Source organism: Roseateles sp. P1_C6, from assembly GCF_056406315.1.
In genome coordinates this window covers 185,815-211,697 of the sequence record NZ_JBFUAK010000002.1, presented here as the reverse complement: position 1 = coordinate 211,697, position 25,883 = coordinate 185,815, and the positions used below count along the sequence as shown (strand labels likewise).

At 70.1% G+C, this 25,883-nt stretch carries 25 protein-coding genes; 5 read left to right on the top strand and 20 right to left on the bottom strand.

The window, feature by feature from the left end; genetic code table 11:
- Positions 1-6 precede the first annotated feature (6 nt).
- Entirely contained in the window at positions 7-1,257 is a 1,251-nt protein-coding gene (locus tag AC1D29_RS03970; protein WP_477894597.1) for an SGNH/GDSL hydrolase family protein, read from the bottom strand.
- A 76-nt stretch (positions 1,258-1,333) separates the two neighbouring features.
- On the opposite strand from AC1D29_RS03970, the gene AC1D29_RS03965 reads away from it, so the two are divergent.
- The gene (locus tag AC1D29_RS03965) at positions 1,334-2,218 is read left to right on the top strand and encodes a LysR family transcriptional regulator (RefSeq protein ID WP_477894596.1); all 885 of its coding nucleotides are present in this window, start codon (positions 1,334-1,336) and stop codon (positions 2,216-2,218) included.
- 46 nt (positions 2,219-2,264) lie between these two features.
- Here AC1D29_RS03965 and AC1D29_RS03960 read toward each other — a convergent pair whose 3' ends face one another.
- From AC1D29_RS03960 to AC1D29_RS03940, 5 genes are all read right to left on the bottom strand, one after another.
- Positions 2,265-2,744, bottom strand: a complete 480-nt coding sequence (locus AC1D29_RS03960; protein ID WP_477894595.1) for a carboxymuconolactone decarboxylase family protein — start codon at positions 2,742-2,744, stop codon at positions 2,265-2,267.
- A gap of 81 nt (positions 2,745-2,825) precedes the next feature.
- Entirely contained in the window at positions 2,826-3,764 is a 939-nt protein-coding gene (gene sigJ / locus AC1D29_RS03955; protein WP_477894594.1) for an RNA polymerase sigma factor SigJ, read from the bottom strand.
- 67 nt (positions 3,765-3,831) lie between these two features.
- On the bottom strand, positions 3,832-4,374 hold the full coding sequence (locus AC1D29_RS03950; RefSeq protein WP_477894593.1) for a hypothetical protein: 543 nt from the start codon (positions 4,372-4,374) through the stop codon (positions 3,832-3,834).
- 55 nt (positions 4,375-4,429) lie between these two features.
- On the bottom strand, positions 4,430-6,007 hold the full coding sequence (locus tag AC1D29_RS03945) for a hypothetical protein (protein WP_477894592.1): 1,578 nt from the start codon (positions 6,005-6,007) through the stop codon (positions 4,430-4,432).
- Positions 6,004-6,870 (bottom strand): ABC transporter ATP-binding protein, encoded by an 867-nt coding sequence (locus AC1D29_RS03940; RefSeq protein ID WP_477894591.1) that lies wholly within the window; start codon positions 6,868-6,870, stop codon positions 6,004-6,006. The genes AC1D29_RS03945 and AC1D29_RS03940 overlap by 4 nt, the downstream gene beginning before the upstream one ends.
- Positions 6,871-7,110: 240 nt before the next feature.
- Between AC1D29_RS03940 and AC1D29_RS03935 the strand changes: the two genes are divergently transcribed.
- Positions 7,111-7,851 carry a transporter substrate-binding domain-containing protein gene (locus AC1D29_RS03935; protein ID WP_477895159.1) on the top strand — a complete coding sequence of 247 codons (741 nt, stop codon included), beginning with the start codon at positions 7,111-7,113 and terminating at the stop codon, positions 7,849-7,851.
- 7 nt (positions 7,852-7,858) lie between these two features.
- Here the strand turns inward: AC1D29_RS03935 and AC1D29_RS03930 are convergent, their stop codons facing one another.
- From AC1D29_RS03930 to kdpF, 9 genes are all read right to left on the bottom strand, one after another.
- A complete protein-coding gene (locus AC1D29_RS03930) occupies positions 7,859-8,077 on the bottom strand; it encodes a DUF3820 family protein (RefSeq protein WP_477894590.1) in 219 nt (72 codons plus the stop codon).
- Complete coding sequence (locus AC1D29_RS03925; protein ID WP_477895157.1) at positions 8,074-8,739, bottom strand: response regulator; 666 nt, start codon at positions 8,737-8,739, stop codon at positions 8,074-8,076. Before AC1D29_RS03925 ends, AC1D29_RS03930 begins: the two co-directional genes overlap by 4 nt.
- A gap of 34 nt (positions 8,740-8,773) precedes the next feature.
- Positions 8,774-11,455, bottom strand: coding sequence for a DUF4118 domain-containing protein (locus tag AC1D29_RS03920; RefSeq protein ID WP_477894589.1), 2,682 nt, complete (start codon positions 11,453-11,455; stop codon positions 8,774-8,776).
- Positions 11,452-12,420 carry a magnesium/cobalt transporter CorA gene (gene corA, locus AC1D29_RS03915; protein WP_477894588.1) on the bottom strand — a complete coding sequence of 323 codons (969 nt, stop codon included), beginning with the start codon at positions 12,418-12,420 and terminating at the stop codon, positions 11,452-11,454. The genes AC1D29_RS03920 and corA overlap by 4 nt, the downstream gene beginning before the upstream one ends.
- Before the next feature lie 16 nt (positions 12,421-12,436).
- On the bottom strand, positions 12,437-13,066 hold the full coding sequence (gene kdpC / locus AC1D29_RS03910) for a potassium-transporting ATPase subunit KdpC (RefSeq protein WP_477894587.1): 630 nt from the start codon (positions 13,064-13,066) through the stop codon (positions 12,437-12,439).
- Positions 13,067-13,080: 14 nt separating this feature from the next.
- A complete protein-coding gene (locus AC1D29_RS03905) occupies positions 13,081-13,824 on the bottom strand; it encodes a TorF family putative porin (RefSeq protein ID WP_477894586.1) in 744 nt (247 codons plus the stop codon).
- 25 nt (positions 13,825-13,849) lie between these two features.
- Positions 13,850-15,850: a potassium-transporting ATPase subunit KdpB gene (kdpB, locus tag AC1D29_RS03900; protein ID WP_477894585.1), complete on the bottom strand. Its 2,001-nt coding sequence runs from the start codon at positions 15,848-15,850 to the stop codon at positions 13,850-13,852.
- A gap of 128 nt (positions 15,851-15,978) precedes the next feature.
- On the bottom strand, positions 15,979-17,775 hold the full coding sequence (gene kdpA / locus AC1D29_RS03895; RefSeq protein WP_477894584.1) for a potassium-transporting ATPase subunit KdpA: 1,797 nt from the start codon (positions 17,773-17,775) through the stop codon (positions 15,979-15,981).
- A gap of 163 nt (positions 17,776-17,938) precedes the next feature.
- Positions 17,939-18,031, bottom strand: a complete 93-nt coding sequence (gene kdpF / locus AC1D29_RS03890; protein ID WP_477894583.1) for a K(+)-transporting ATPase subunit F — start codon at positions 18,029-18,031, stop codon at positions 17,939-17,941.
- A gap of 236 nt (positions 18,032-18,267) precedes the next feature.
- Here kdpF and AC1D29_RS03885 point away from each other — a divergent pair, with 236 nt between their 5' ends.
- Entirely contained in the window at positions 18,268-19,011 is a 744-nt protein-coding gene (locus AC1D29_RS03885) for a substrate-binding periplasmic protein (RefSeq protein WP_477894582.1), read from the top strand.
- Between the two features lie 19 nt (positions 19,012-19,030).
- Here the strand turns inward: AC1D29_RS03885 and AC1D29_RS03880 are convergent, their stop codons facing one another.
- From AC1D29_RS03880 to AC1D29_RS03870, 3 genes are all read right to left on the bottom strand, one after another.
- Positions 19,031-19,732, bottom strand: coding sequence for a riboflavin synthase subunit alpha (locus AC1D29_RS03880; RefSeq protein WP_477894581.1), 702 nt, complete (start codon positions 19,730-19,732; stop codon positions 19,031-19,033).
- A gap of 56 nt (positions 19,733-19,788) precedes the next feature.
- Positions 19,789-20,994 carry an ammonium transporter gene (locus tag AC1D29_RS03875; protein WP_477894580.1) on the bottom strand — a complete coding sequence of 402 codons (1,206 nt, stop codon included), beginning with the start codon at positions 20,992-20,994 and terminating at the stop codon, positions 19,789-19,791.
- Positions 20,995-21,129: 135 nt separating this feature from the next.
- Entirely contained in the window at positions 21,130-21,492 is a 363-nt protein-coding gene (locus AC1D29_RS03870; protein ID WP_477894579.1) for a Spx/MgsR family RNA polymerase-binding regulatory protein, read from the bottom strand.
- 23 nt (positions 21,493-21,515) lie between these two features.
- Between AC1D29_RS03870 and AC1D29_RS03865 the strand changes: the two genes are divergently transcribed.
- Together AC1D29_RS03865 and AC1D29_RS03860 are read left to right on the top strand one after the other, a co-directional pair.
- Positions 21,516-22,247: a leucyl/phenylalanyl-tRNA--protein transferase gene (locus AC1D29_RS03865; protein ID WP_477894578.1), complete on the top strand. Its 732-nt coding sequence runs from the start codon at positions 21,516-21,518 to the stop codon at positions 22,245-22,247.
- The gene (locus AC1D29_RS03860) at positions 22,244-22,984 is read left to right on the top strand and encodes an arginyltransferase (RefSeq protein ID WP_477894577.1); all 741 of its coding nucleotides are present in this window, start codon (positions 22,244-22,246) and stop codon (positions 22,982-22,984) included. Before AC1D29_RS03865 ends, AC1D29_RS03860 begins: the two co-directional genes overlap by 4 nt.
- Here the strand turns inward: AC1D29_RS03860 and AC1D29_RS03855 are convergent.
- Together AC1D29_RS03855 and AC1D29_RS03850 are read right to left on the bottom strand one after the other, a co-directional pair.
- Positions 22,981-24,201 carry a pyridoxal-dependent decarboxylase, exosortase A system-associated gene (locus AC1D29_RS03855; protein WP_477894576.1) on the bottom strand — a complete coding sequence of 407 codons (1,221 nt, stop codon included), beginning with the start codon at positions 24,199-24,201 and terminating at the stop codon, positions 22,981-22,983. The genes AC1D29_RS03860 and AC1D29_RS03855 overlap by 4 nt on opposite strands.
- Positions 24,202-24,233: 32 nt before the next feature.
- A complete protein-coding gene (locus tag AC1D29_RS03850) occupies positions 24,234-25,823 on the bottom strand; it encodes an acyl-CoA ligase (AMP-forming), exosortase A system-associated (protein WP_477894575.1) in 1,590 nt (529 codons plus the stop codon).
- Between the last annotated feature and the right edge of the window lie 60 nt (positions 25,824-25,883).

Here is a 25,883-nt window from a genome sequence, read left to right as displayed (position 1 = left end):
GCGGGCTCATGGCCGCAGCTCCGGTGCAGCGGCGCCCAGCGTGGCGCCCAGGTCCACGGCCTCGGCCATGCGCCGGTAGCCCAGATCGTTGGGGTGCAGGTGGTCGCCGGAATCGAGGTCGGCGCGCAGGCGCGAGGGCCGCGCGGGGTCGCGCAACACGGCGTCGAAGTCGACCACCGCGTCGAAGACACCGCTGCTGCGCAGCCAGGCATTGAGCGCCTGGCGCAGCGCCTCCTTCTGCGGGCTGTAGTGGCCCTCCAGCGGCGTGCCCTGCAGCGCGTTCTCGAACGGCGGCACGGTGGCCGCCACGACCCGCACGCCGCGCGCATGCGCCAGCGCGACAAGTTGCCGGAAGCCCTGGGTCAAGGCCTGCAGCGAGACCGGCGCCTCGCGGGGCGCGAACGGGCTGCCCGGCATGCCGATGTCGTTGGTGCCCAGCAGCACCAGCGCCGCGCGCACACCGGCGTGGCGCAGCACGTCGCGCTCGAAGCGGGCCAGCGCGCTGTCGCCCCAGCCATTGCTCAGCAGCCTGTTGCCCGAGATGCCGGCATTGAGCACCGTCACGCGCTGCGCCATGAAGCGCCGCGCCAGGTGGTCGGGCCAGCGCTGGTCGGCGCCCGGGGTCGAGCCATTGCCATCGGTGATCGAGTCGCCGACGGCGACGACCACGGCCCGGTCGGCGGCCGACTCGACCAGCAGCTCCGACACGAAGCCGCGCGCGGTGGACGTCTGCACGGGCACGGTGTCGCGGCGGCCGACAGCGTCGCCGGGCAGGATCAGCGTCTGCTCACGGGCGTCCCAGTGGAAGCCGGCCAGCGCCGTCGGCTGCGGCAGATGCAGGTCAACTTCCAGCCGCTGGCCCGCCACGGTGCGCAGCGCGACCGGATCGCTGACGGCACGCGCGCCGGGCACGACGACGACGCCGTCCTCACCCTGGAAGCGGACGGCCGATGCGCCCTCGCCGCCTTCGGCACGGACCGCCACCCGCCCCAGCGTCAGTGGCGTCGTGCCGTACTCGTTGCTGATGACCAGCCGCAGGCGCTCGCCGCTGGCGCCGGTCTTCAGCACCTGGCGCAGCGTGACGTCGCGCAGGCTCGCGGGCAGGCCCAGCGGCGCCACCCAGTCGTCACCCCAGACGGGCTGCGGGCTGGACAGCCACGCAGGCCGCCAGGCGGGCCGGGCGTCGGGTGGCGGGGCTGCTGCGGCGTGCGCCGTGAGCAGGGCGGCAAGGAGGGAGGTGGCAAGTTGGCGTTTCATGGCGCCACTCTCCTGCATTCCATATTCAATAGGAAGACAGCAAAATGGAAGCCTCGCCATTCGATACTGGAATACCGTGGACCGACTTCGTGCGATGGCCGTCTTCGTGAGGACCGCCGACCTGGGCAGCCTGTCGGCCGCGGGGCGGTCCATGGCCATGACGCAGCCCACCGTCAGCAAGCTGATCGCGGCGCTGGAGGCCTCGCTGGGTGTACGGCTGCTGGAGCGCGGGCCGGCGCGCGCGGTGCTGACCGACGAGGGCCTGCGCTTCCTGGACAGCGCCCGGCGCCTGGTGGAGGACTACGAGGAGGCCGTCGCCAGCCTGGACGAGCGCGCCCGCCAGCCGCGCGGGCTGGTGCGCATCTCCGCGCCGCTGGCGCTGGGCGAACTGCGGCTGAACGCATTGATGCTGCGCGCGCTGCAGCAATACCCCGAGCTGCAGATCGACCTGATCCTGGAAGACCGCTTCGTGGACCCCGTGGAGGAGCGCTTTGACCTGACCGTGCGCATCGGCGGCGAGCTGCCCGCCGACCTGGTGGCCCGGCCGCTGGCGACCTGGCCGCGCTACATCGTCGCGTCACCGGCCTATGTGGCGCGTCACGGCCTGCCGGAGAGCGTGGAGGACCTGGCGCAACACCGCTTCCTGCGCTACCCGCTGTGGGCCGACGACAACGTGACACTGACCGGCCCCGACGGACCGCAGGCGCTGACGCTGGCCAGCCGCTACCGCGTCAACCACGCGGTGGCGTTGCTGGACGCCGTGCGCGACGGCGCCGGCATCGCCTTCCAGCCCTGCTGGATGGTCAAGGAGCCGATCGCGCGCCGGCAGCTGGTGCGGCTGCTGCCGCAATGGACCGGGCCGGCGCAGACCGTGCACCTCGTCTACCCGCCACGCCGGCGGCCGCCGATGCGCGTGCAAGTCATGCTGGACCTGCTCACGCAGGAGATCCAGGCGCTGTAGCGGCAAGCGCCGGTTGGCGGCGCGTCTGGGCGGGTCGAGGCTCGACTCAGTTCAACCCCGCCTTGTCCAGCCCGAACATCTTGTCCTGCGAACCGGGCACGTTGCGGAAGGCCACGTTCATGCGGTTCCAGCCGTTGATGGCGGCAACGCGCCAGGTCAGTTCGGACAGCTCCTCGTCGGCGAACTGCTCGCGCACCTCGGCGTAGGCCGCGTCCGAGATGCCCTCGGGGGCGATGCGCGTCAGCGCCTCGGTCCACGCCAGGGCCGCGCGCTCCTTGGGTGTGAACAGCGGCGACTCGCGCCAGATGGCCACGTGGTGCAGGCGCAGCTCGCGCTCGCCGTGCATCTTGGCCTGCTTGACGTGCATGTCCAGGCAGAACGCGCAGCCGTTGAGCTGCGACGCGCGGATGTCAACCAGCAGCGCCAGGCCCTCGTCCATCTTGAAGGACATGCTGAAGGCGAGGTACTTCTTGAACAGGTCGGCACTGAGGCGCGAGTAGTCGAGGCGGGGTTGCTGCGTGCTCATGATGGATGTCCTTGAGGTTGGTCGGGCCGGCGGATTTGCCGGCCTCATCCTCAAGACGGGGCAGCCCCGCGCGTTGTGACATCAGACGCGACGGCCTTGCGCAATCGCCTGCAACTTGTCCGGGTTGCGCTGGATGTAGAGCGCACCGACCTGGCCCTGCGCCTGGGCCGGCGCCAGCGCGATGGTCTGGACGATGCGGCCGCCGGCCGCGTCGTCGATGACCAGGCAGCCCGGCAGCCCGTTGACCAGCGCCGGCACCAGCCGCCAGCCCTGGCTGGTGGGCAGCTGCGCAAAGCCGATGAAGGTGCGCGCAATCAGTGCGCCGCCGTGCAGCGCGCGCGGCACCGCGCTGACCTTGCCGCCGCCGTCGGCCATCAGCACGGCGTCTTCGCTCAGCAGCCTGGCCAGGCCCGTCACGTCGTGGCTGCGCACGGCGTCCATGAAGGCAGCGATCAGGCGTTCGCCATCCTCCTTGGCCACCTCGCGGCGTGCGTAGTCGGCCTTGACGTTCTTGCGCGCGCGGCTGATGAGCTGGCGGCAGGTGGCCTCGCTGCGGTCCAGGTGACGGGCGATCTCGTCGTAGTCCAGGTCGAACACGTCGTGCAGCAGGAAGGCCGCCCGCTCCAGCGGCGACAAGCGCTCCAGCGCCAGCATGAAGGCGATGGACACGTCCTGCGCGAACTCGGCCTGCTTCTCGGGGCCGGGTGCCCAGCCGAACAGTTCCTCGTCCTCCAGCAGCGGCTCGGGCAGCCAGACGCCCACGTACTGCTCGCGCTGCGCCGCGGCCGAGCGCAGCTTGTCCAGGCACAGGTTGGTCACCAGCCGCGACAGGAAGGCACCGGCATGCTGCACGCCGGCTTCGTCCACCTCGGCCCAGCGCAGCCAGGCCTCCTGGACGATGTCCTCGGCCTCGGCGCGCGAACCGAGCATGCGATAGGCCAGCGCGCGCAGGCGGCGCGCATGGTCGCGGTCAAAGCTGCGGGCGCGGGCGGCGGGAGAGAGATCGGTGTCGTCGGCCATCGGGGCGGGCTCCAGGGTTGCTGGTGATGCTCACCAGACGGAACAGGCCCGCAGTTTGTGACACGAATCAGGGGCAGCGCAGGAACATGCCTTGCACGGTGCACACGCCGCGCGGCCCGACGACGTTGGGGCCGATGCGGGTCAGCGTGGAGCCGTCGCTGCCCAGGCAGGTGGCTGCATTGCAGTTGCTGACCGTGATGGGCGGATCGAAACGCGGCAGCGGAACGGTCACCGGCGGCATGGCGGGCGTTTGTGCGCGTGGGGCGACGGCCGTCGGCCGGGCGGGCGTGGGCACGACCCAGGTGTGCTGCGACGGCGGGGGCGACGTGGTCAGCCCGCCGAGGCAGGCGTTGGCCACGCGCACGCGCAAGGGCTGCAGGCGCGCGGCAACCGAGCGCTGGCGGTCACGGTCGGCCGCGACGGCGGACGAAGCCGCGCCGCTGGCGGCCAGGGCTTCCTCGGCCTGGTCCAGCGCCTGCAGGGCCGTGCGGCAGGCCGGTGTCTTGGGCAGCTCCTCGGCCAGCGCCGCCGAGCAAGCGCCCAGCACGAGGGCGGCCCGGCACAGGCTCAAGGCCAGTGCCTGGAAGCAGGCGGTCGCGCGCGTGGTCATGGCCTGCGTATCTTGCGCTCGCCACCCGGTGCCGGTGTAGGCCGAGGCCTTTCGCTCAGGTCCGACGCAGCCGGGGCAGCGCCAGCAGCGCCGCGAACACCAGCCCACCCGCCAGCACATAGCCCAGCGCGCTGCCGGCATGCGCGTCGCCACCCAGGCCCAGCAGGTCCAGCCCGGCCACGCCGGTCCGCTGCAGGCCGAGGTAGAGCGCGAACAGGAACAAGGCCAGGAAGCTGCGCGGGCCCTGCGTCAGCCGGCCCAGGGCCGTGGCGGCCGCGCTCAGGAACAGCAGGCCGGCCACGCAGGCCAGCGCCCGCGTTGGGTCGTCCACGCCCCAGCGCAGCAGGGTCGGCAGGCTCAGCAGCAACCCAAGGCCGAAGGCCGCCAGGCCCAGGCGCCAGCCGCGCTCCCAGGCGCCACCCGGCGCGGCGCTGGCCAGCGCCAGCGTGCCGCTCTGCAGGTCGCGCGAACTGACGTCGGCCACGGCCACGCCCCAGGTACCCAGCAGCACGGCCAGCAGCGTCGGCAGGTGCTCCACCGGCGCGGCGGTGGCCGCCACCGCGCAACCCAGCATCACCAGCGCCGGCAGCGGCTGGCTCAGCAGCACCAGGCTCACGTCCGCCAGCCAGCGGCCGGGCAGGCCCGGCAGCCGGGCGCTGGCGCGCAGCAGCAGCTGCAACGCGGCCGTCAGCGGCCGCACCAGCGGCTGCAGCAGCCACTGCAGCAGCGCCACGACGCGCCAGCGGCCCGCCGCGTTGCGCAGCTTCACCAAGTCTGGCGCGTAGCGATGAAAGCGCAGCACCGCGGGCACCAGCGGCAGCAGCGCCAGCAGCATGGACCCCACGCGCAGCGCCACCAGCTCCTTGCTCCACAGCCCCTCGGGCATGTGCAGCACCGGCAGCGTCGCGTCGAACGGCCCGCCGCCGACGCTGATGTGCGTGACGTCCAGCAGCTGGCTCAACGCCACCAGCAGGGGCGACGCGCCGTTGATGTCGAACACCTGCCAGCCGCTCAGGCGGGCGACGCCCTGCCCCAGCATGGCCGGCATGAAAGCGAACTGCGCGATCCAGAACAGCCAGTACAGCAGGTCGCCGCGTTTGCCCATCAGCGGCGCCCAGGCATCGGCCAGCACGGCCAGGCTGGCGCACAGCATCAGCCCCGGCGCCAGGCCCAGCACGAGCATCTGCAGGTAGGGCAGCGGCTGCAGCGGCCCTTCGCCGCGCACCAGCTGCAGCACCCAGATCGTCAGCATCAGCACCGTGCCCAGCGACATCAGGAAGCCGAACGCGCCCAGCCAGCGCGCGCCCAGCAGCTGCGCGTTGCCCACCGGCGTGGCGGCCAGCACCGCGGCGGTGCCGCAGCGCAGGTCTTCCTGGCTGCGCCCGCGCGCCAGGTAGAAGCCCGCCAAGCCGAACAGCAGCGACGCGATCAAGCCGGTCGCGAACGCGAGGGCCTGGCTTTCATAGGCGACGCGCTGCTGGTGCACCACCATCATGGCGGCGCCGCTTTTCGGGTCCAGCACCATCAACCAGCTGACGGCCACGACGGCCAGCAGCACCACGAGGCTGCTGAGACGCCGGCTGCGCAGCCGCCATTCGTTCAGCGCCAGGGCCTGGTAGAGCGTCATGTTCATGCGGCCTCCCGTGCGTCGGCATAGCGTTGCGCCATCAAGGCTTCCTCGAGGCTGGCATTCGCCGGCTCGGCGCCGGGGCATGGCAGCGATGGGTGGGCCATGCGCACCTGCACGCGCGCACCCTGCGGCTGGGCCTGCAGCACCTGCACCTGGCCGCGCAAGGCCTCGTAGGCGGCAGGTGCCAGCAAGGCTGTCCAGACCTTGCCCGCCGCGCGCGCCAGCACGGCGTCCGGCGTCTCGAAGGCCACCAGGCGGCCCTGGCGCAGGATGGCCAGCTGCGAGGCCATGTTCTCGACGTCCGAGACGATGTGCGTGGACACGATGACCAAACGCTTGCGGCCCAGGTCGCCCAGCAGGTGGCGAAAGCGCAGCCGCTCCTCGGGGTCCAGGCCGGCCGTGGGCTCGTCGACGATGAGCACGTCGGGGTCGTTCAGCAGCGCCTGCGCAATGCCCAGGCGCTGGCGCATGCCGCCCGAGAAGCCGGCCGCCGGGCGGTGGGCCTGCTCGTGCAGGTTGACGAGTTCCAGCAGCTCGCGAAGGCGGCGCGCATCGCGCACCCCTTTCAGCGCGGCAAAGTACTGCAGGAACTCCAGCGCCGTCAGGTGCGGGTAGACGCCGAAGTCCTGCGGCAGATAGCCCAGGCGGCTGCGCATCAGCTCGGGCTTGGCGACGATGTCCTGGCCGTCCAGCAGGATGCGGCCGCGCGTCGGTTTCGTCAGCGTGGCGAGCATCTGCATCAGCGTGCTCTTGCCCGCGCCGTTGTGGCCGATCAGGCCGACGACGCCGGGCGCCAGGTCCAGCGACACGCCGTCCACGGCGTTGACTTTTCCGAAGGTCTTCACGACGTCTTGAATCTGCAGCATGGCCACTCCTCTGATGCGAATGGACGCAGCCTAGGGACCGCAGGCGCGGCTTCAAACGCGGTTGCGACGGACCGCAGCGCCTGCGGCCCAGGCCGGCAAAAGGGCGGCCTGGGCCGGCGCCGTGGGGCGAAGATGCACGCCACCTTTGCAGGAGCCACCGCCATGCGCCAGCCGATCCGCCTCGCCCTCCGCCATGCGATGCTCATTGCCTGCATCGCCACTCTGCTGTCCTGTGCCGCCATGACACCGCCTCCCGCCCAAGCCATTGCCGACCTCGCGCCCACGGGGCGGCTGCGCGCCGTCATCAACCTGGGCAACCCCATCCTGGCCAACCGCGACGCCGACGGCCAGCCCGTGGGCGTGTCGGTGGACCTGGCGCGCGAACTGGCGCGGCGCCTGGGCGTGGCGGCCGACCTGCTGGTCGTGACGTCCGCGGGCGACTCCGTCGACGCGCTGGCCACCGGCCGCGTGGACGTGGGCTTCTTCGCCATCGACCCCGCGCGCGCCGCGACGACGGCGTATTCAGCAGCCTATGTGCAGATCGAGGGCGCCTACCTGGTGCGCAATGATTCGGCCTTGCAGTCCAACGACGAGGTGGACCGGCCCGGCGTGCGTGTGGCGGTCGGCGCGCGCAGCGCCTACGACCTCTACCTGACGCGCGAGCTGCGCGCTGCCAGCATCGCCCGCGCGCCCACGTCGCCCGCGGTGGTCGACTTCTTCGTCGCCGAGCAGCTCGACGTGGCCGCGGGCGTGAAGCAGCAGCTGGAGGCGGACGCGAAGCGCATCCCCGGCCTGCGGCTGCTGCCGGGTCGCTTCATGGTCATCCAGCAGGCCATGGGCATGGCCAAGGGCAAGCCAGCGGGCGCCCGCTTCCTCGCCGACTTCGTGGAAGCGGCCAAGGCCTCGGGCTGGGTGGCTGCCGCGCTGCAGCGGCACGGCATCGGCGGCGCCACCGTCGCACCGGCCGCGACGGCGCGCTGACCGCGCGTCAGCGGCGGTGGCCGCGCAACGGCTGCAGCAGCTCGCCCAGGCCGTTGTGGTCGATCTCCTGCATCAACGCCAGCAGCCGGCCCACCTCCCCCTTGGGAAAGCCCTCGCGCGCAAACCAGTTCAGGTAGTTGCCCGGCAGGTCGGCGATCGGCGTGCCCTTGTGCTTGCCGAAAGGCATCTCGGTGGTGATCAGCTTGAGCAGGTCTTCGGGGTTCATGTCTTGAGGCGGTAGCCGACGCCAGCCTCCGTCACCAGCCACTGCGGCCGGTTGGGATCGGCCTCGATCTTCTTGCGCAGGTTGGCCATGTGCACGCGCACGTAGTGCACGTCCTCGGCATGGCCGGGGCCCCAGACGGTCTTGAGCAGGTGCTGGTGCGTCAGCACGCGCCCGGGGGCGCTGGCCAGCTCCTGCAGCAGCCGGTATTCGATGGGCGTGAGGTGCAGCTCCTCGCCAGCGCGGGTGACGGTGCGCAGCGACCGGTCCATGGCCACGTCGCCGAAGCGAAAGACGGGGTCGGCGACGGCGCTGGCGCCGCCATGGCGACGCAGCTGCACGCGCACGCGCGCCAGCAGCTCGGACACGCCGAAGGGCTTGACGAGGTAGTCGTCGGCGCCGGCGTCCAGCGCCTGCACCTTGCGCTCCTCGCCCTCGCGGGCCGACAGCACGACGATGGGCGCCTGCGACCAGCCGCGGAACTCGCGGATGAAGTCCAGGCCGTCGCCATCCGGCAGGCCCAGGTCCAGCACGACCAGCTCGGGCCGGCGCGTGGCCGAATCGATGAGGCCGCGCTGCAAGGTGGCGGCCTCGAAGACCTCCAGGCCCTCGCTCTCCAGCGCCATGCGCACGAAGCGGCGGATCTCCGGCTCGTCCTCGATCATCAACACGCGTGCGGCGCCCACTCTCTCTGCTCCCTCAAGCCGGCGGTTGGCCGAGCGGGAGTTCCACTCGCACGCAGGCACCGCCCGTCGCGACATTGTGGGCGCTGATGCGCCCGCCATGCGCCTCGACGATGGCCTTGCAGATGGCCAGGCCCAGGCCCACGCCGGGTGTGGCGCTCTCGCGGTCGCCGCGCTCGAACTTGTCGAACAGCTGCGCCTCGCGCCCCGCCGGGAAGCCGGGGCCGCTGTCGGTCACGTCGATCTCGACATGCCGCCCCGCCGTGCGCGCACCGATGCGGATGGGGCCGTCCGCATACTTGGCAGCGTTCTCCAGCAGGTTCACGAGCACCCGCTCGATGAGCACCGCATCCAGCTCGACGAGCGGCAGTTCGGGCGGCAGCTCCACGACGACGTGCCGACCGGCCAGCACTTCGTCGAGGCCGGCCAGCGTACTGCCCACCACCTCCTGCAGCGGCAACCAGTGGCGGTTGAGCTGCACGGCGCCGGACTGCAGACGTGCCATGTCCAGCAGGTTGCTGACCAGCGCGCTCATGCGCAGCGCGGAGCGACGCATCGCGTCGGCCACCTCGGCCTGCGGCGGGCTCAGGCTTGGCGGTGCGAGCTTGAGCGCATCGGCCAGGCCCACCAGGGCGGCCAGCGGTGTGCGCAGGTCGTGGGAGATGGCCGTCAGCAGCGAGTTGCGCAGCCGCTCGCTCTCGATCTGCAGCGTGCTCTGCTGCGCGACCTCGATGTAGTGGATGCGCTCCAGCGAGATCGCCAGCAACGCGGCGCAGGTGTCCAGGAGCTCGCGCGCCTCGGGCGACCAGCGGCGCTTCTGCTCGCCGATCCGGCCCTCCACCGCCAGCACGCCGCGCAGCCGCATCGGCGCGGTCAGCGGCAGCATCAGGCAAGGGCTGGCGGGCAAGGTGTCAGTGCCCTGCCCCGCAGCCTGGGCGTGGTCGAAGGCCCATTGCGCGACGCCAAGGTCGGGCTGCACGCTGGCGCCCGGCAGCACGGCCAGCACCTCGCGGCCGGCCGAAGCCGACAACGGCGGTGTCAGCACCGCGGATGCCACACCGAACTCCGCGCGCAGGAAGCGCGTCGCGATCTCGGCCACTTGTTCGGGCACCAGGGCCGCGCCAAGGTCGCGAGACATCGCATACAGGCCTCGAACGCGCCGCTCGCGTTCCTGGGCCGCACGGGCTTGCGCCTGCAGCCCGGCCGCGAGCTGGCCGATGACCAGGCCCACCAGCAGCAGCACACCAAAGGTGACGAGGTATTGCGCGTCCCCCACCGCGAATGACCAGCGCGGCTCCACGAAGACGAAGTCGAAGGCCGCCACGCCCAGCAGCGCGGCCAGCGCCGCCGGCGCGCGGCCGAACCACAGCGCAACGCCCACGACGTTGAGCAGGTAGAGCATCGCGATGTTGGTCGGGGCGATGAAGCGCAGCAGCCCGTTGGCGACCATCGTCGTCAGCGTGACCCCAACCAGCGCGGCCACATAGCCGCGCAGGGCCAGCGGTGCGAGCAGGCCACGCGCCTGCTGGGGCGGTGGGTCGCGCTCGCGTGTCGCCGTGGGCAGCGCGACCTGCAGCACGTCCATGTCCTCGGCGAGGCGGTTCAGCGCCTCGGCCAGCGACGGCCGGCCCGGCCAGCGCCAGGCGCGTTCGCGGCGGCCGACGACGAGGCGGGACAGGTTGTGCTCGCGCGCATAGCCCACCAGCGCGGCGCCGAYTTCGGGGGCCGACAGCACCGCCGTGCGCGCGCCCAGGCTTTGGGCCAGCTCCAGCGTGCGCTGCGCGCGCTGGCGGGCCGGCTCGGTCAAGGCCCGCGTCGTCTCGACATGCACCGCATGCCAGTCCAGCCCAAGTTGCTGCGCCAGCCGCGCCGCGCTGCGCACGACCTTGTCGCTGGCCGCGCCGGGCCCCACGCAGGCCAGCAGCGACTCGCGGTTGGGCCAGACGGCGCCCGCGCTGTGTTCGCGCCGGTAGGCCTGCATCTGGTCGTCCACGCGGTCGGCCGTGCGGCGCAGCGCCAGCTCGCGCAGCGCGAGCAGGTTGCCCTTGCGGAAGAAGTTCTTGGCGGCGCGCTCGGCCTGCTGCGGCAGGTAGACCTTGCCCTCCTTCAATCGCTGCAGCAGCTCGTCGGGCGGCAGGTCCACGACGACGACCTCGTCGGCCTCGTCGAAGACCTTGTCGGGCAGCGTCTCCCACACGCGGATGCCGGTGATGCCGCCGACGATGTCGTTCAGACTTTCCAGGTGCTGCACGTTCAGCGTGGTCCAGACCTCCACGCCGGCCTCGCGCAGCTCCTGCGCGTCCTGCCAACGCTTGGCGTGGCGCGAGCCGGGCGCGTTGCTGTGGGCCAGTTCGTCCAGCAGCAGCACGCCGCCAGGTTCGGCCGTGCCCCAGGCCAGCGCGGCATCGAGGTCGAACTCGCGCAGCGTCTGGCCGCGGTGGACGATGTCCTTCAGCGGCACGCGCGGCAGGTCGCGCGCAATGGCCTCGGTGTCGGCGCGGCCATGGGTCTCGACGACGCCGATGCGCACACCCCTGCCCTGACGCTGCGCCGCGTGTGCGGCCGCCAGCATCGCAAAGGTCTTGCCAACGCCGGCATTGGCGCCGAAGAAGATCTTCAGCCGACCACGCCGCCCAGCGGCCTCGTCGCGCTGCAACCGGGCGAGCAGCGCGTCAGGGTCTGGGCGTTCCTCGCTCACAGCCAACCGAGGCGCTTGAAGCGCCAGTACAGGGCACCGCTGACGAGCACGATGGTGCACAGCGCCATGGGGTAGCCGTAAGCCCATTTCAGCTCGGGCATCTTCTCGAAGTTCATGCCCCAGATGCCGGCCAGCGCCGTGGACGCCGCAAAGATGGCGGCCCAGGCGGCCAGGCGCTTGGTGACCAGGGATTCATCCAGCGTGACCAGCGTCAGGTTCACCTGCGTGGCCGCGATGATGGTTTCGCGCGCCGCATCGATGCTGGCTTGGATGCGCAGCAGGTGGTCGTAGACATCGCGGAAATAGTCCTGCATGGCCTTGCAGACGACGGGCACGCGGCCACCGTGCAGCTTGGCCGTCACTTCCAGCAGCGGCGTGACGGCATGGCGCAGCGTGGCCAGGCGCTGCTTCAACGCGAACAGGCGCTGCACGACGGCCTGACGGTCCAGCCGGGGCTGGAACATCGTCGCCTCCAGCTGTTCCAGCTCGGCCTCGATGGCGTCGATGAGCGGGAAGTAGCGGTCCACGACCGCGTCCATCAGCGCGTAGAACACAAAGCCGGGGCCTTGCTGCAGCAGATGCGGCTCGCGCTCGGCGCGGCCGCGCACGCCCAGGAAGCCCTGCGAGCTGCGATGACGCACTGAGACGATGAAGCGCGCGCCGACGAAGACGTGCACCTCGCCGACCTCCATGTCTTCAGAGCCGGCCTCCAGCAGGTGCATCGCGGCGAACAACATGTCGCCGTATTCCTCCAGCTTGGGCCGCTGGTGGCCTTTGCGGGCGTCCTCCACGGCCAAGGGCGGCAGGGCCAGCTCGCTTTGCAGCAGGTTCAGCTCCTCGTCGCTGGGGTCGCGCAGCGCGATCCAGATGAAGCCGGTCGTGCGCTCCAGCGCCTCGGAGACGCCTTGCAAGCCGGGCTCGGCCACGATCCGGCCATCCTCGTACACGGCGCTGTTGATCAGCATGGCGATTGGCCCAGAGTCATCGTGCGGTCATCGTCGCATGGTCAAGCGCCAGATTCAGGGCCAGCACGTGCACGCGCGGCTCGCCGATGAAGCCCAGCCAGCGGCCCTCGGTATGAAGCGCCACAAGCGCCCGCACCTTCTCGACCGGCAGACCACGGACGCGGGCCACGCGGGCGACCTGGTAGTCCGCCGCGGCACGGCTGATGTGCGGGTCCAGGCCGCTGGCCGACGTCGTGACGAGGTCGACCGGCACGGGCTGGGTGTTGCCCGGGTCGGCGGCGCGCAGCGCCTGCACGCGGGCCTTGACGGCGTCCACCAGGGCCGGCGCGGTCGGCGACAGGTTGGAGCCCGCCGAATTGCCGGCGTTGTAGGGCATCGGACCGGTGGCGGACGGGCGGCTCCAGAAGTGGCCAGGGTCGGTGAAGGTCTGGCCGATCAGCGCCGAACCGACGGCCTTGCCGTCCTGGACGATGAGGCTGCCGTTGGCCTCCCTGGGGAAGACCGACTGGGCCACGCCGGTGACGACCAGCGGATAGGCCAGGCCGGTCACCAGGCTCAACAGGACGAACAGCGTCAACGCGGGGCGCCACAGCGGCACGTCCGGCGTGGCCGCCGTCGTGGCGGGAGTGGAGAGAGTCGTGGTCATGACGGAACTCCTGTTCAGAAAGTCTTCTTCAGGCCGACCACCAGCGTGGTCTTGCCGAGGAATTTGCCCGTCGCCGGGCTGGCGTAGAAGGTCTTGTCGGCATCGGTGCCGATGACGGCGCCGCTGACCACCAGGCCGGAGAAGTCCTTGGCCAGCGTCAGCGAGTAATCGGTGTACGAGGCCACCGCCAGGTGCTTGACGGTCTGGTGGCCGACGTGGGGCGACAGCGTGATGCCGTCGCCGAGGTCGAAGCTGGCTGTCACGTCGAAGTAGCCGCTGTTCTTGCTGTTGACGTTGCCGAACAGGTTGGTCGTGCTGTGCGAATACTTGGCCGTCACCGGGCCGAAGGTCACGGCACCGTAGAGCTCGAAGGTGTTGGCGTTGGCGAAGCCGGACACGGCCTTGAGCTTGTTGCTCGGGTAGAGGTAGTAAAGGCCCCCCACGTCCAGCGTCAGACCCTGGGCGACTTCGGTCTTGTAGCCGCCGTAGAGGTCGATCTCGACATCGGCGTCGCCGCCGGGGATGTCCTTGATCCACTTGATGGTCGACGCCCAGGTGCCGACGTAGAAGCCGCTCGGGGCGGCGTAGTCGATGCCGCCCTGCAAGGCGGCCTTCAGGCGGGACTGGGAGATGCCGCGGTAACGGTATTCGCTGACGGCGCCGACATTGAACGACAGCGGATCGGCGGGCGCCGCAGCGTCCTCCGCAAAGGCGGGAACGGTGGCAGAGAGAACGAGCAGGGAAACGAGGGTTTTCATGTTGGGGTAAGAGAGATGGCGACGCTCACGCCAGGCCGAGCGCGACGAGGATGAGGTCAATGACCTTGATGCCGATGAAGGGGACGATGACGCCACCCAGGCCGTAGACCAGCAGGTTGCGGCGCAGCAGCGCCGCGGCGCCGATGGCGCGGTAGCGCACGCCCTTGAGCGCCAGCGGGATCAGCACGACGATGATCAGCGCGTTGAAGATGACCGCGCTCAGGATGGCCGAGTTGGGGCTGGCCAGGCGCATGACGTTCAGCGCGGCCAGCTGCGGGTAGGTCGACACGAAGGCCGCCGGCAGCACGGCGAAGTACTTGGCCAGGTCGTTGGCGATGGAGAACGTCGTCAGCGAACCGCGCGTCATCAGCATCTGCTTGCCGGTCTCGACGACCTCGATGAGCTTGGTCGGGTTGCTGTCGAGGTCGACCATGTTGCCGGCCTCCTTGGCGGCCTGCGTGCCGGTGTTCATCGCCACGGCCACGTCGGCCTGCGCGAGGGCTGGCGCGTCGTTGGTACCGTCGCCGGTCATGGCCACCAGCCGGCCCTGGCCCTGATGCTCGCGGATCAGCGCCAGCTTGGCCTCGGGGGTGGCCTCGGCGAGGAAGTCGTCCACGCCGGCCTCGGCGGCGATGGCCGCGGCCGTCAGCCGGTTGTCACCGGTGACCATGACCGTCTTGATGCCCATGCGGCGCAATTGCGCGAAGCGCTCCTTGATGCCGGGCTTGACGATGTCCTTCAGCTCGACGACGCCCAGCACTTGAATGCCATCGGCCACGACCAGCGGCGTGCTGCCGCGGCGGGCGGCCTCGTCCACGCTGGCCTGCACGCTGGCGGGCCAGCGGCCGCCCAGGGCCTCGACGTGGGCGCGCACCGCGCTGCCGGCGCCCTTGCGGATCTGGCGCGAGCCGAGGTCCACGCCGCTCATGCGGGTCTGGGCCGTGAACGGCATGAACTCGCCGCGCTCCGCCGTTGCCGCTGCGCCGAACTTGCGGTCCGCCAGCGCGACGATGCTGCGGCCTTCAGGCGTCTCATCGGCCAGCGATGCCAGACGCGCGGCCTCGGCCAGCTGCGCCTCGCTCGCGCCGTCGACCGGCCAGAACGCATCGGCCTGCCGGTTGCCCAGCGTGATGGTGCCGGTCTTGTCCAGCAGCAGCACGTCCACGTCGCCGGCGGCTTCCACGGCTCGGCCTGAGGTGGCGATGACGTTGGCCTGCAGCATGCGGCTCATGCCGGCCACGCCCACGGCCGACAGCAAGCCGGCGATGGTGGTGGGGATCAGGCAGACCAGCAGCGCGACGAGCACGACGATGCCGACCGGCTGGCCCGAGCCGGCCACGGCCACGCTGAACTGCGAGAACGGCAGCAGCGTGGCACAGACGCCCAGGAACACCAGCGTCAGCGCGACGAGCAGGATGGTCAGCGCGATCTCGTTGGGCGTGCGCTTGCGCTGCGCGCCCTCGACCATCGCGATCATGCGGTCCACGAAGGTCTCGCCCGGGTTCACGGCGACGCGCGCCACGACCCAGTCGGACAGCACGCGTGTACCGCCGGTGAGCGCCGAGAAGTCACCGCCGCTCTCGCGGATGACGGGCGCCGATTCGCCGGTGATGGCGCTCTCGTCCACGGACGCGACGCCGTCAACGACTTCGGCATCGGCCGGCACGACGTCGCCGGCCTCGATCAGCACGACCTCGCCCTTGCGCAGCGTGCCGGCCTCGCGCGGGTGCCATTGCAAGGACTCGCGCGCCACGCCGGGCTTCCAGCCCTCGGCGACCTTGGCCCAGGTCTCCTTCTTCAGGCCGCGCAGCGACGCGGCCTGGGCCTTGCTGCGGCCCTCGGCCAGCGCCTCGGCGAAGTTGGCGAACAGCACGGTGAACCACAGCCACACCGTCACGGCAACGACGAAACCGTTGGGTTGGGCCATGGACAGTGCCGTCGTCAGCAGGCTGCCGAGGTAGACCACGAACATGACCGGGTTGCGCAACTGCGTGCGCGGGTCCAGCTTGGTGAAGGCTTCGCCCAATGCCTGGCGAGCCAGCTTGGGATCAAACAGGGAAAAACCAGCGCGATTCTCAAGAGAGCGACGGGCCGCTCCCGAGCTCTCTTGCCCCCCTCGGGGGGCCTGGCGCGCAGCGACAGGTTCGGGGGTACTCATGACTTGCTCCACAGGATCAGGTGATCGACGACAGGCCCCAGGGCCAGCGCCGGCACGTAGTTCAGAAGGCCGACGAGAAGGACGGCACCGATGAGCAGCACGACGAACAGCGGGCCGTGCGTGGGCAGCGTGCCCTCGCCGGGAGCCAGGCGCTTCTTGGCCACCAGCGAGCCAGCCATGGCCAACACCGGCACGATGACGCCGAAGCGACCCATCCACATGACCAAGCCCAGCAGCAGGTTGTAGAAGGGCGTGTTCGTCGACAGGCCACCAAAGGCGCTGCCGTTGTTGTTGCCGGCGGACGAGAGCGCATACAGCACTTCGCTGAAGCCGTGCGCGCCGGGCGCCGCGATGCCGGCCTTGCCGGGCTCCATGGTGACGGCCAGGGCCGTGCCGATCAGCACGGCCAGCGGCGTCAGCAGGATGGCCAGCGACACCATCTTCATCTCATGGGCCTCGATCTTCTTGCCCATGTATTCCGGCGTGCGGCCGATCATCAGGCCCGCGACGAAGACCGACAGGATGGCGAACACCAGCATGCCGTACAGGCCCGCGCCGACGCCGCCGAAGACGACTTCACCCAGCTGCATCATGACCATGGGCACCGCGCCGCCCAACGGCGTGAAGCTGTCATGCCAGGCGTTGATGGCGCCGCAGCTCGCGGACGTCGTGATGACGGCAAAGAGCGACGAGGCCTCGATGCCGAAGCGCACTTCCTTGCCTTCCATGTTGCCGCCCGACTGGCTGGCGCTGGCCACGGCGTCGACGCCCAGCTTCGTGAACTGCGGGTTGCCGGCCTGCTCGGCCGCCGTCGCGATGACGACGGCGACAACGAACAAGGCGGTCATCGCGCCCAGCAGCGCCCAGCCCTGGCGCATGTCGCCCACCTGGCGGCCCATGACGAAGCACAGCGCCGCCGGGATCAGGAAGATGGACAGCATCTGCAGCGCATTGGTCGCCGCGCTCGGGTTCTCGAAGGGATGGGCCGAGTTCGCGTTGAAGAAGCCGCCACCGTTGGTGCCCAGCATCTTGATGGCGAGCTGGGAGGCGACGGGGCCGACGGCGATGCTCTGACTCTGGCCGGACTTGTCGACCATGACCGGCTGGCCATCGGCGCCCTTGAGCGGCTGGCCGGCCTCGTCGAGCTTGGGCTCCTGCCAGCTCTGCGCCTCGATGGTCGTCACGTCCTGGTAGGGCTTGAAGGTCTGCACGACGCCCATGCCGGCCAACAGGACGGCGAACACCAGCGACAGCGGCAGCAGCACCCACAGCGTCGCGCGGGTCAGGTCGGTCCAGACGTTGCCGATGGCCTGGGCGTTGTGGCGGGCGAAGCCGCGCAGCAGCGCGATGACGACGGCGATGCCGGTGGCAGCAGACAGGAAGTTCTGCACCGTCAGCGCGAGCATCTGCGTCAGATAGCTCATCGTGGTCTCGCCGCCATAGCCTTGCCAGTTCGTGTTGGTCACGAAGCTGATGGCGGTGTTGAAGGCCGAGTCCGGCGACACCGCGCCCATGCCCTGTGGGTTCAGCGGCAAGTACTGCTGCAGGCGCTGCAGCGCATAGACGGCGATGACGCCCAGGCCGTTGAAGATCAGCAGGCCCAGCGCATAGCGCAGCCAGCCCTGCTCGGCATCGGCATTCACGCCAGCCAGCTTCAGCACGCCGCGCTCGGCACGGCGCAGCCACTCGATGCGGCCTTCCATCGCCGCGTGAATCCAGCGCGCGAGCGGCCACGCCAAGGCCAGCAGCACGACGAGGAATGCGATCAGTTGAATCCAGGCGGAGGTCGTCATGCCAACCTCTCGTCCGATGAGTACATCGGCCGGCCTTGCAGGCCGCGCTGCAGCGATTGCTGCAGCCCTTCGGCAGGCACCCGGTTTCCACCGGACAGCGGGTGTCCGGCCTCAGCCCCCGAGGGGACGGCCGCTTGCTTGGGGCGACCCTGCACTGCGCGGCTCATGTCAGATCCTCCGGGAACAGCAGGGCCCAGAACAGGTAGATCACGAGGAACACCACCAGTCCGGCCGACACCCATTCAAGAACGCTCATGCGCGGCCTCCGTTGCGTTGAACGCGAAGTCCCTCGCAGCCCCAGGCCGCCAGCGCCGTCACGAGGGCAAGGGCAGCGCCCAGCCCCAAAAACACGATGTCCATGACACCTCCTTTGATAGGAAAGGATTCTGGAAATCGAGCCGTCAAACCGCCGACAAGATCGCGGTGCGTGGCATCAAGAAAGCATCAAGAACGCATCGAGGCGAGGGCCTGGCCCCTACCTAAAATCCCTTGATGACCCATATGCCGGATTCGCGCCGCCGCCAGATGCTGGTGCTGGCGCTCGCAGAGGCGCTGGGCCTGTCGGCGTCGTCAGCCTGGGCGGCCGGCAAGCCCGTGGTGCCGCTGTTCATCGGCAACGGCCCGTCGTCGGAGCAGGCGCCAAGGATGCTGGCCTGGCTGGCGGCGCAGCTGGGCCTGACCTGGGACTTGCGCCCGACCCCCTGGCTGCGCGCCCAGAAGCTGGCCGCCGCGGGCGAAGGCGTGATGTACGGCCTCAGCCGCACGCCGCAGCGCGAGAAGGAGCTGCAGTTCAGCCTGCCGGTCTGGCTCAACCACACCTGGGCCATCGTTCGCGATGGCGAACAGGACCGCGTCCGGCAGTACGGCGACCTGGCCGGCCAGTCGGTGTGCTGGGCCCGCGGGTCGAGCTATGGGGACTTGTTCACGCAGGCCGGCCTCGGGCGCATGGCGGGCGTGGAGGCAGCCGACGATGCCGGCGCCCTGCGCATGGTGGCCGCCGGGCGCTGCCGGGCAGCCTTGCTCACCCTGGAAACGGGCCAGGTCGAACGGGCCGAGCGGCATCCCGCGCTGGTCGACCTGCGCGAGCGCGGCCTCGCGCTGTTGCCCGCCCCCGTCGCCACGACACCGCTGCATTTCGTGACCGGGCACGGCAGCCGTTGGGCCTGGGTGATCGAGCGCCTGAACCCGGTCATCGCGCGCTCGCGCGCCGAGCTGGAGCGCATCCGCCAGGGCTGAAGCAGGCGCTAAGGCGGCGTTAGCGCGGCAGCGTGAGCTGGGTCAGCTCGATGCCACGCTCGCGGGCGATGGCTTCCAGCACGGGCAGCAGCGGCCCCAGCTTCTCGTCCAGCGCGTCGCGCACCGTGTCGACGACGACTTGCGTGCTGCGCTCGATCTCGATGTGCGCGCCGTCGCCCACGACCTTCTCGCCGAAGGTGGTCATGCGCAGCGTCTCGGGAATCAGCCAGACCTCGAACCAGCCCGAGCCGTCGCGGTCACGCTGCGCCTCGGCCACGGTCAGGCTGCAGCCGTTGACGGCGATGTAGCCTTTGGCGAAGACATAGCGCATCCACGGCGCCGGCAGCGCGAAGCGGATGACGCGGTTGTTGTCCGGCGTGCGGATCTCGGCGATGCGCGCCGACACGTCCACATGGCCGGACAGCGGGTGGCCGCCGATCTCGGCGCCATCCTTGGCGGCACGTTCGACGTTCAGGCCCGAGCCGACGGCCAGGCGGCCCAGCGTCGTCAGGTTCAGCGTCTGCGCCATCACGTCGAACAAGGCCACGTCCGGTGACGGCCGCTCGGTGACGGTCAGGCAGACGCCGTCGCAGGACACGCTGGCGCCGATGGCGAGCTCGTCGTCGAAGCCGGCCGGCAGCTTCAGCGCCAGCGTGTGCAGCCCCTCGCGGGCGTCAATCGATTGGACGTGGGCGACGCCCTGAACGATGCCTGTGAACATGATGAAAAAAGGCCCCAGGGAAGACGTCGGGGCCGTTTGGAAAGTGATGAGTCAGCTTACCAGCTGACCTCGCGGTCGGGCGTCGAGCCGATCTTGTGGATGGACAGGTCGGCGCCCTCGAACTCCTGTTCGGCTTCCAGCCGCAGGCCGGTGACGCGCTTGATCAGCCCGTAGACGACGAAGCCGCCTGCCAGCGCCCAGGCCACACCCCCGACCGTGCCGAGCAGCTGTGCACCCAGGCTGACGCCACCAATGCCGCCCAACGCCTTCTGCCCGAAAACGCCACAGGCGATGCCGCCCCAGGCGCCGCACAGCCCGTGCAGCGGCCAGACGCCCAGCACGTCGTCGATCTTCCAGCGGTTCTGCGTGAGGGTGAAGAACTGCACGAACACCCAGCCGGCAATGCCACCGGTCACCAGCGCGCCCAGCGGGTGCATGACGTCCGAGCCCGCGCACACGGCCACCAGCCCGGCCAGCGGGCCGTTGTAGGCGAAGCCGGGGTCGTTGCGGCCCAGCAGCACGGCCACCAGCGTGCCGCCGGCCATCGCCATCAGCGAGTTGACAGCCACCAGGCCCGAGAGCTTGTCCAGCGTCTGGGCGCTCATCACGTTGAAGCCGAACCAGCCCACCGTCAGCACCCAGGCACCCAGTGCCAGGAAGGGGATGCTGGACGGCGGATGGGCGCTCATCGCGCCGTCCTTGCGGTAGCGGTTCAGGCGCGGGCCCAGCAGCAACACGGCGGCAAGGCCGATCCAGCCACCCACCGCGTGGACGACCACGCTGCCGGCGAAGTCGTGGAACTCCGCACCGGTGGCGGCCTTCAGCCAGGCCTGGATGCCGAAAGCCTGGTTCCAGGCCACGCCCTCGAAGGCGGGGTAGATGAAGCCCACGACGATGGACGTGGCGGCCAGTTGCGGCCCGAAGCGGGCGCGTTCGGCGATGCCACCCGACACGATGGCGGGGATGGCCGCCGCGAAGGTGAGCAGGAAGAAGAACTTGACCAGCTCATACCCGTTCTTCTGCGCCAGCTGCTCGGCGCCGATGAAGAAATGCGTGCCGTAGGCGACCAAGTAGCCGACGAGGAAATAGGCCAGCGTGGACACGGCAAAGTCCACAAGGATCTTGACCAGGGCATTGACCTGGTTTTTCTTGCGCACCGTGCCCAGTTCCAGGAAGGCAAAGCCCGCGTGCATGGCCAGCACCATGATGGCGCCCAAAAGGATGAAGAGCGCATCGGCGCCCTGCTTGATCGATGTCTCCAACGCTGTCTCCGCTGCCGGCCCAGACCCGTGCGACATGCACCAAGTCGACTCGGCCCGCACCGAAACAGCAAATTCGATGCCCGCTTTCAAGGCGGCCGTCGTGCCGCACGAGGCACCAACATCGATCAGTGAGTATTACTTTGGTGCGTTTCGTGCACCTTGTTCGAACTGCTCCGCACTGAATCCAAGCGTCCAGCGACCATCCGGCCAGCGCACCACGGGGCGCTTGATGACGCTGGGCTCGGCCAGCATCAGCGCAGTGGCTGCAGCATCGTCGACGACGGCGGCCTTGGCTGTGTCGTCCAGCTTGCGCCAGGTGTTGCCGGAGCGGTTGACCAATTTGTCGCGGCCGAAGGCCCTCAGCCAAGCCGGCAGCAGCTCGGTCGGCACACCCTGCTTCTTGAAGTCGTGGAATGCGGCCTCCAGGCCGTGCTGGGCCAACCACGCGCGGGCGCGCTTGACGGTGTCGCAGTTCGGGATGCCATAGACGGTGATCATGGGCGTCACCGTACCATGTCGACATGATCGACTGGCTCGATGAGGCTTCTCTCGATTTCCCGCCCAGCGAGCGGGCGCTCGGCCCCGAAACCGATGCGCCCGGCCTGCTTGCCGCCGGCGGCACGCTGACCCCGCAACGGCTGGCAGCCGCCTACCGGCGCGGCATCTTCCCCTGGTACGGCCCCGGCCAGCCGCCGCTGTGGTGGGCGCCCGACCCGCGCATGGTGCTGCAGACGGCCGACTTCAAGCTGTCCCGCTCGCTGCGCAAGGCGGTGCAGCGCTTTGCGTCGACACCGGGCTGCGAGATCCGCATCGACCACGACCGCGCCGCCGTGCTCGCCGCCTGCGCCAGCGCGCCGCGCGAGGGCCAGTCGGGCACCTGGATCGTGCCGGAGCTGCAGGCCGCCTACCTGGCCTGGCCGGCGATGCACAGCGTCGAGACCTGGGTGGATGGCGAACTGGTCGGTGGCCTGTACGGCATCAACCTCGGGCGCATGTTCTACGGCGAGTCGATGTTCATGCGCCGCACGGACGCGTCCAAGATCGCGCTGGCGGCGCTGGTCTGCCTGTGCCGCGAATACGGCATCCCGTGGATCGATTGCCAGCAGAACACCCGCCACCTGGCCTCGCTGGGCGCCGCGGAACTGCCGCGCACTGCCTTCGAGGCCCATCTGGCCACCCATATGGGCGAACCCGCGCCCGGGCCCTGGACCTATCATCGGGACTACTGGCACCGGCTCCTGAATTCCACGTGACCCACCCCAAAGAACTGCCCCTCGCGCAGATCCAGTTCTATGCCACGGCCGCCTACCCGTGCAGCTACGTGCCGGGTCGCCAGGCGCGTTCCCAGGTCGCCACGCCCAGTCACCTGATCCACGCCGACGCCTACTCCAACCTGGTCGCCGCGGGCTTTCGCCGCAGCGGCCTGTTCACGTACCGCCCCTACTGCGACCAATGCCGCGCCTGCATCGCGCTGCGCGTGCCGGTCGGCCGCTTCCAGCCCACGCGCAGCCAGACGCGCGCGCTGAAACGCCACGGCAACCTGCAGGCCAAGGTCATGCGCCTGGGCTATTCGGCCGAGCATTACGCCCTCTACCTGCGCTACCAGGCCGGCCGGCACAGTGGCGGTGGCATGGACCACGACAGCGTCGACCAGTACACCCAGTTCCTGCTGCAGTCGCGCATCAACTCCCGCCTGGTCGAGTTCCGCGAGCCCATGCCCGATGGCAGCACACCACTGCGCATGGTCGCCATCCTGGACATCCTCAACGACGGGCTGTCGGCGGTCTACACCTTCTACGACCCCGACGTGCCGGGCAGCTTCGGCACTTATGGCGTGATGTGGCAGATCCAGCAGGCCAAGGAGCTCAAGCTGAGCCACCTGTACCTGGGGTACTGGATAGCAGAGAGCCCCAAGATGGCCTACAAGGCGGGCTTCCAGCCGCACCAGATCCTGCACAACGGCGTCTGGGAGGACGCCAACGAGGCTTAGACCAGCACTTCCACGACTGCCGGATGACCGAGGAAGCCCTCGGGGCTGGCGCTGCGGCCATAGGCGCCGCTCTGGAAGATGACGGCCAGGTCGCCCACCTCGCCGCGCGGCATCTCCATTCGGTCGGCCAGCAGGTCCAGCGGCGTGCACAGCGGGCCGACGACGCTGGCGGCTTCCACGGCCGCTTCGCTGCGGCCCTGGGGCTGCACGGTCGCCGGGTAGTTCTTGCGCAGCACCTGGCCGAAATTGCCCGACGCCGACAGGTGGTGGTGCAGGCCGCCATCCGCCACCAGGAAGACCTGGCCACGCGAGACCTTGCGGTCGACGATGCGGCTCACATAGATGCCGGCCTCGCCGACAAAGTAGCGGCCCAGCTCGATGACCAGCTTGGCCTGCGGCAGATCGGCCTTGGCACGCGCCTGCAACGCGGCGAGGTTGTCGGCGATGGGCGCCAAGTCCAGCCGTTGCTCACCAGGGAAATACGGGATGCCGAAGCCGCCGCCCAGGTTCAGGAAGCTGACCGGCGCCGGCGCGGCCTCGGCCAGGCGCAGCGCCAGCTCGTAGCTCTTCAGCTGCGCCTCGCAGATCGCCTCGGCCTTCAGGTTCTGCGAGCCGGCAAACAGGTGGAAACCTTCAAAGGCGACGCCCTCGCCCGCCAGGCGACCGACCTCGGCCAGCACCTCGGGCACCGTCTCGGCGTCGATGCCGAACTGCTTGGGGCCGCCGCTCATGCGCATGCCGGAACCCTTCAACTCGAAGTCCGGGTTCACGCGCAGCGCGATGCGAGCGGGCTGGCCCAGGCGCTGCGACGCGGCCGCCAGCACCTTCAGCTCGCGCGCTGATTCGACGTTGACCAGCACGCCCGCGGCCACGGCCTGGCCCAGCTCGATGTCGCGCTTGCCGGGGCCGGCAAAGCTGACCTCGTGCGGGTTGGCGCCGGCGTTCAGCGCCACCTGCAGCTCACCCGCCGACGCCACGTCGATGCCGTCCACCAGCCCGGCCATCAGCCCGACCAACGCCGGCATCGGGTTGGCCTTCATCGCGTAGTGCAGCTCGATGCCCTTGGGCAGCGCCGCACGCAGTTCCGCGACGCGCGCCTTCAGCAGCCCGCGGTCATAGGCGTAGAACGGCGTCTGGCCCACGCGTTCGGCCAGCACCGACAGGCGCTGACCGCCGACGAGCAGCTCGCCACGCTCGTCGACAGGGAATTGCGACATGGCCACATGGGCCGGGGGACGTTTGGGTTCGGTCATTGCGTGTGGCGTGCCACCCAGTCGGTCGACAGGGTCTTGCGGTCGATCTTGCCGTTGGGGTTGCGCGGCAGCGGGCCGGCCTGCGCCTCGATGCCGTGCGGCACCATGTAGGCCGGCATGCGGGCCTTGCAGGCTGCCAGCAGCGCAGCGGCGTCCAGCTCGGCCGCGCCTTCCGGCGGTGTCGCGATGACCTGGATGGCATGGCCCAGCGTGTCGTGGTCGACACCGAAGGACACGCATTCGCCGACCAGCCCGGTCGCGTAAAGCACTTCCTCGACCTCGGTCGGGCTGACCCGGTAGCCCGAGGTCTTCATCATCTCGTCGCGGCGGCCGACGAAGTACAGGAAGCCTTCCGCGTCGCGTCGCACGGAGTCGCCGGAGAACACGGCGAACTCGGGCAGTTGCAGGCCGCCTTCACGGCCACCGACGCCGACCGGCAGCGGCTTGTAGCGCTCGGCTGTCTTCTCGGCGTCGTTCCAGTAGCCCAGGCCCACCAGCGCGCCGCGGTGCACCAGCTCGCCCGGCTCGTCAGGCGCGCATTCGCTGCCGTCCTCGCGCAGCACCAGGATCTCGGCGTTGGGGATGGCCTTGCCGATGGAGTCCGGCCGGCGGTCCACCTCCGCGGGCGGCAGATAGGTCGAGCGGAAGGCTTCGGTCAGGCCGTACATCAGGAAGGGCTGGGCCGACGGCGCCTTGGCGCGCAACAGGTCCAGCGTCGCGCGCGGCATGCGCCCACCGGTGTTGGCGAAGTAGCGCAGGTGGGCGTCGATCGCGGCCGGCCATTCCAGCTGGGTCAGCTGGATGTAGAGCGGCGGCACGGCCGTCAGGCCCGTCACCTTCTCACGCTCCATGGCCTTCAGCACATCCTTGGGCAGCAGGTAGTTCAGCAGCACGACGCGGGCGCCGCTGTGGAAGGCCGTCGTCAGCTGGCTGAAGCCGGCGTCGAAGGACAGCGGCAGTGCGGCCAGAAGCGTGTCGCTGGCGCGGTTTTCCAGGTAGCTGGCGACGCTCTTGCCGCCCGCCACCATGTTGCGGTGGGACAGCACGACCCCCTTGGGGCGACCGGTGGAGCCGGAGGTGTACAGGATGGCCGTCATGTCCGTGTCGATGACCCGGTGCCCGGCATGGAGCGGCGCGGCCAGCAGCGCGGCCCAGTCATGCACCGGCACGGGCGCCGAGCCGCTGCCGCTGGTCAGCACGACATGGCGCAGCGACGGGCACTGCGTCAGCACGTCACCCAGCTGCGCCAGGCGCTCGGGTGACGTGACCAGCACGCGCACGTCGCAGTCGCGCAGGATGAAGCCGACCTGCTCGGGCTTGAGCAGCGGGTTCAGCGGCACGAAGACGCCGCCGGCCGCCGGCGCGCCGAAGCTGGCGACGACCGTCTCGAAGCGCTTTTCCAGGTAGATCGCGACCCGCTCACCGCGCCCCAGGCCCAGACCCATCAAGCCGCTGGCGAAACCACGCACGGCAGCGTCCAGCTCGCCGTAGCTCAGCGTTGCCGCGCCATACGTCAGGGCCGGGGCGTCGGGCGTGCGCTCAGCGGCAACGGCCACCAGCTCGTTCAGCAGGGTCGATTCGGGCATGAGCTCTGGCGTGGGGGATGGGCTGAAACAGTGAAAAAAGTATCTCATGCGCCCCCGAGC

Bases quoted from the DNA above. Each gene is read 5' to 3' on its own strand.
- AC1D29_RS03970 (WP_477894597.1), bottom strand. From the start codon at position 1,257: ATGAAACGCCAACTTGCCACCTCCCTCCTTGCCGCCCTGCTCACGGCG.
- AC1D29_RS03960 (WP_477894595.1), bottom strand. From the start codon at position 2,744: ATGAGCACGCAGCAACCCCGCCTCGACTACTCGCGCCTCAGTGCCGAC.
- sigJ (WP_477894594.1), bottom strand. From the start codon at position 3,764: ATGGCCGACGACACCGATCTCTCTCCCGCCGCCCGCGCCCGCAGCTTT.
- AC1D29_RS03950 (WP_477894593.1), bottom strand. From the start codon at position 4,374: ATGACCACGCGCGCGACCGCCTGCTTCCAGGCACTGGCCTTGAGCCTG.
- AC1D29_RS03945 (WP_477894592.1), bottom strand. From the start codon at position 6,007: ATGAACATGACGCTCTACCAGGCCCTGGCGCTGAACGAATGGCGGCTG.
- AC1D29_RS03940 (WP_477894591.1), bottom strand. From the start codon at position 6,870: ATGCTGCAGATTCAAGACGTCGTGAAGACCTTCGGAAAAGTCAACGCC.
- AC1D29_RS03935 (WP_477895159.1), top strand. From the start codon at position 7,111: ATGACACCGCCTCCCGCCCAAGCCATTGCCGACCTCGCGCCCACGGGG.
- AC1D29_RS03930 (WP_477894590.1), bottom strand. From the start codon at position 8,077: ATGAACCCCGAAGACCTGCTCAAGCTGATCACCACCGAGATGCCTTTC.
- AC1D29_RS03925 (WP_477895157.1), bottom strand. From the start codon at position 8,739: ATGATCGAGGACGAGCCGGAGATCCGCCGCTTCGTGCGCATGGCGCTG.
- corA (WP_477894588.1), bottom strand. From the start codon at position 12,420: ATGCTGATCAACAGCGCCGTGTACGAGGATGGCCGGATCGTGGCCGAG.
- kdpC (WP_477894587.1), bottom strand. From the start codon at position 13,066: ATGACCACGACTCTCTCCACTCCCGCCACGACGGCGGCCACGCCGGAC.
- AC1D29_RS03905 (WP_477894586.1), bottom strand. From the start codon at position 13,824: ATGAAAACCCTCGTTTCCCTGCTCGTTCTCTCTGCCACCGTTCCCGCC.
- kdpA (WP_477894584.1), bottom strand. From the start codon at position 17,775: ATGACGACCTCCGCCTGGATTCAACTGATCGCATTCCTCGTCGTGCTG.
- kdpF (WP_477894583.1), bottom strand. From the start codon at position 18,031: ATGAGCGTTCTTGAATGGGTGTCGGCCGGACTGGTGGTGTTCCTCGTG.
- AC1D29_RS03885 (WP_477894582.1), top strand. From the start codon at position 18,268: ATGACCCATATGCCGGATTCGCGCCGCCGCCAGATGCTGGTGCTGGCG.
- AC1D29_RS03880 (WP_477894581.1), bottom strand. From the start codon at position 19,732: ATGTTCACAGGCATCGTTCAGGGCGTCGCCCACGTCCAATCGATTGAC.
- AC1D29_RS03870 (WP_477894579.1), bottom strand. From the start codon at position 21,492: ATGATCACCGTCTATGGCATCCCGAACTGCGACACCGTCAAGCGCGCC.
- AC1D29_RS03865 (WP_477894578.1), top strand. From the start codon at position 21,516: ATGATCGACTGGCTCGATGAGGCTTCTCTCGATTTCCCGCCCAGCGAG.
- AC1D29_RS03855 (WP_477894576.1), bottom strand. From the start codon at position 24,201: ATGTCGCAATTCCCTGTCGACGAGCGTGGCGAGCTGCTCGTCGGCGGT.
- AC1D29_RS03850 (WP_477894575.1), bottom strand. From the start codon at position 25,823: ATGCCCGAATCGACCCTGCTGAACGAGCTGGTGGCCGTTGCCGCTGAG.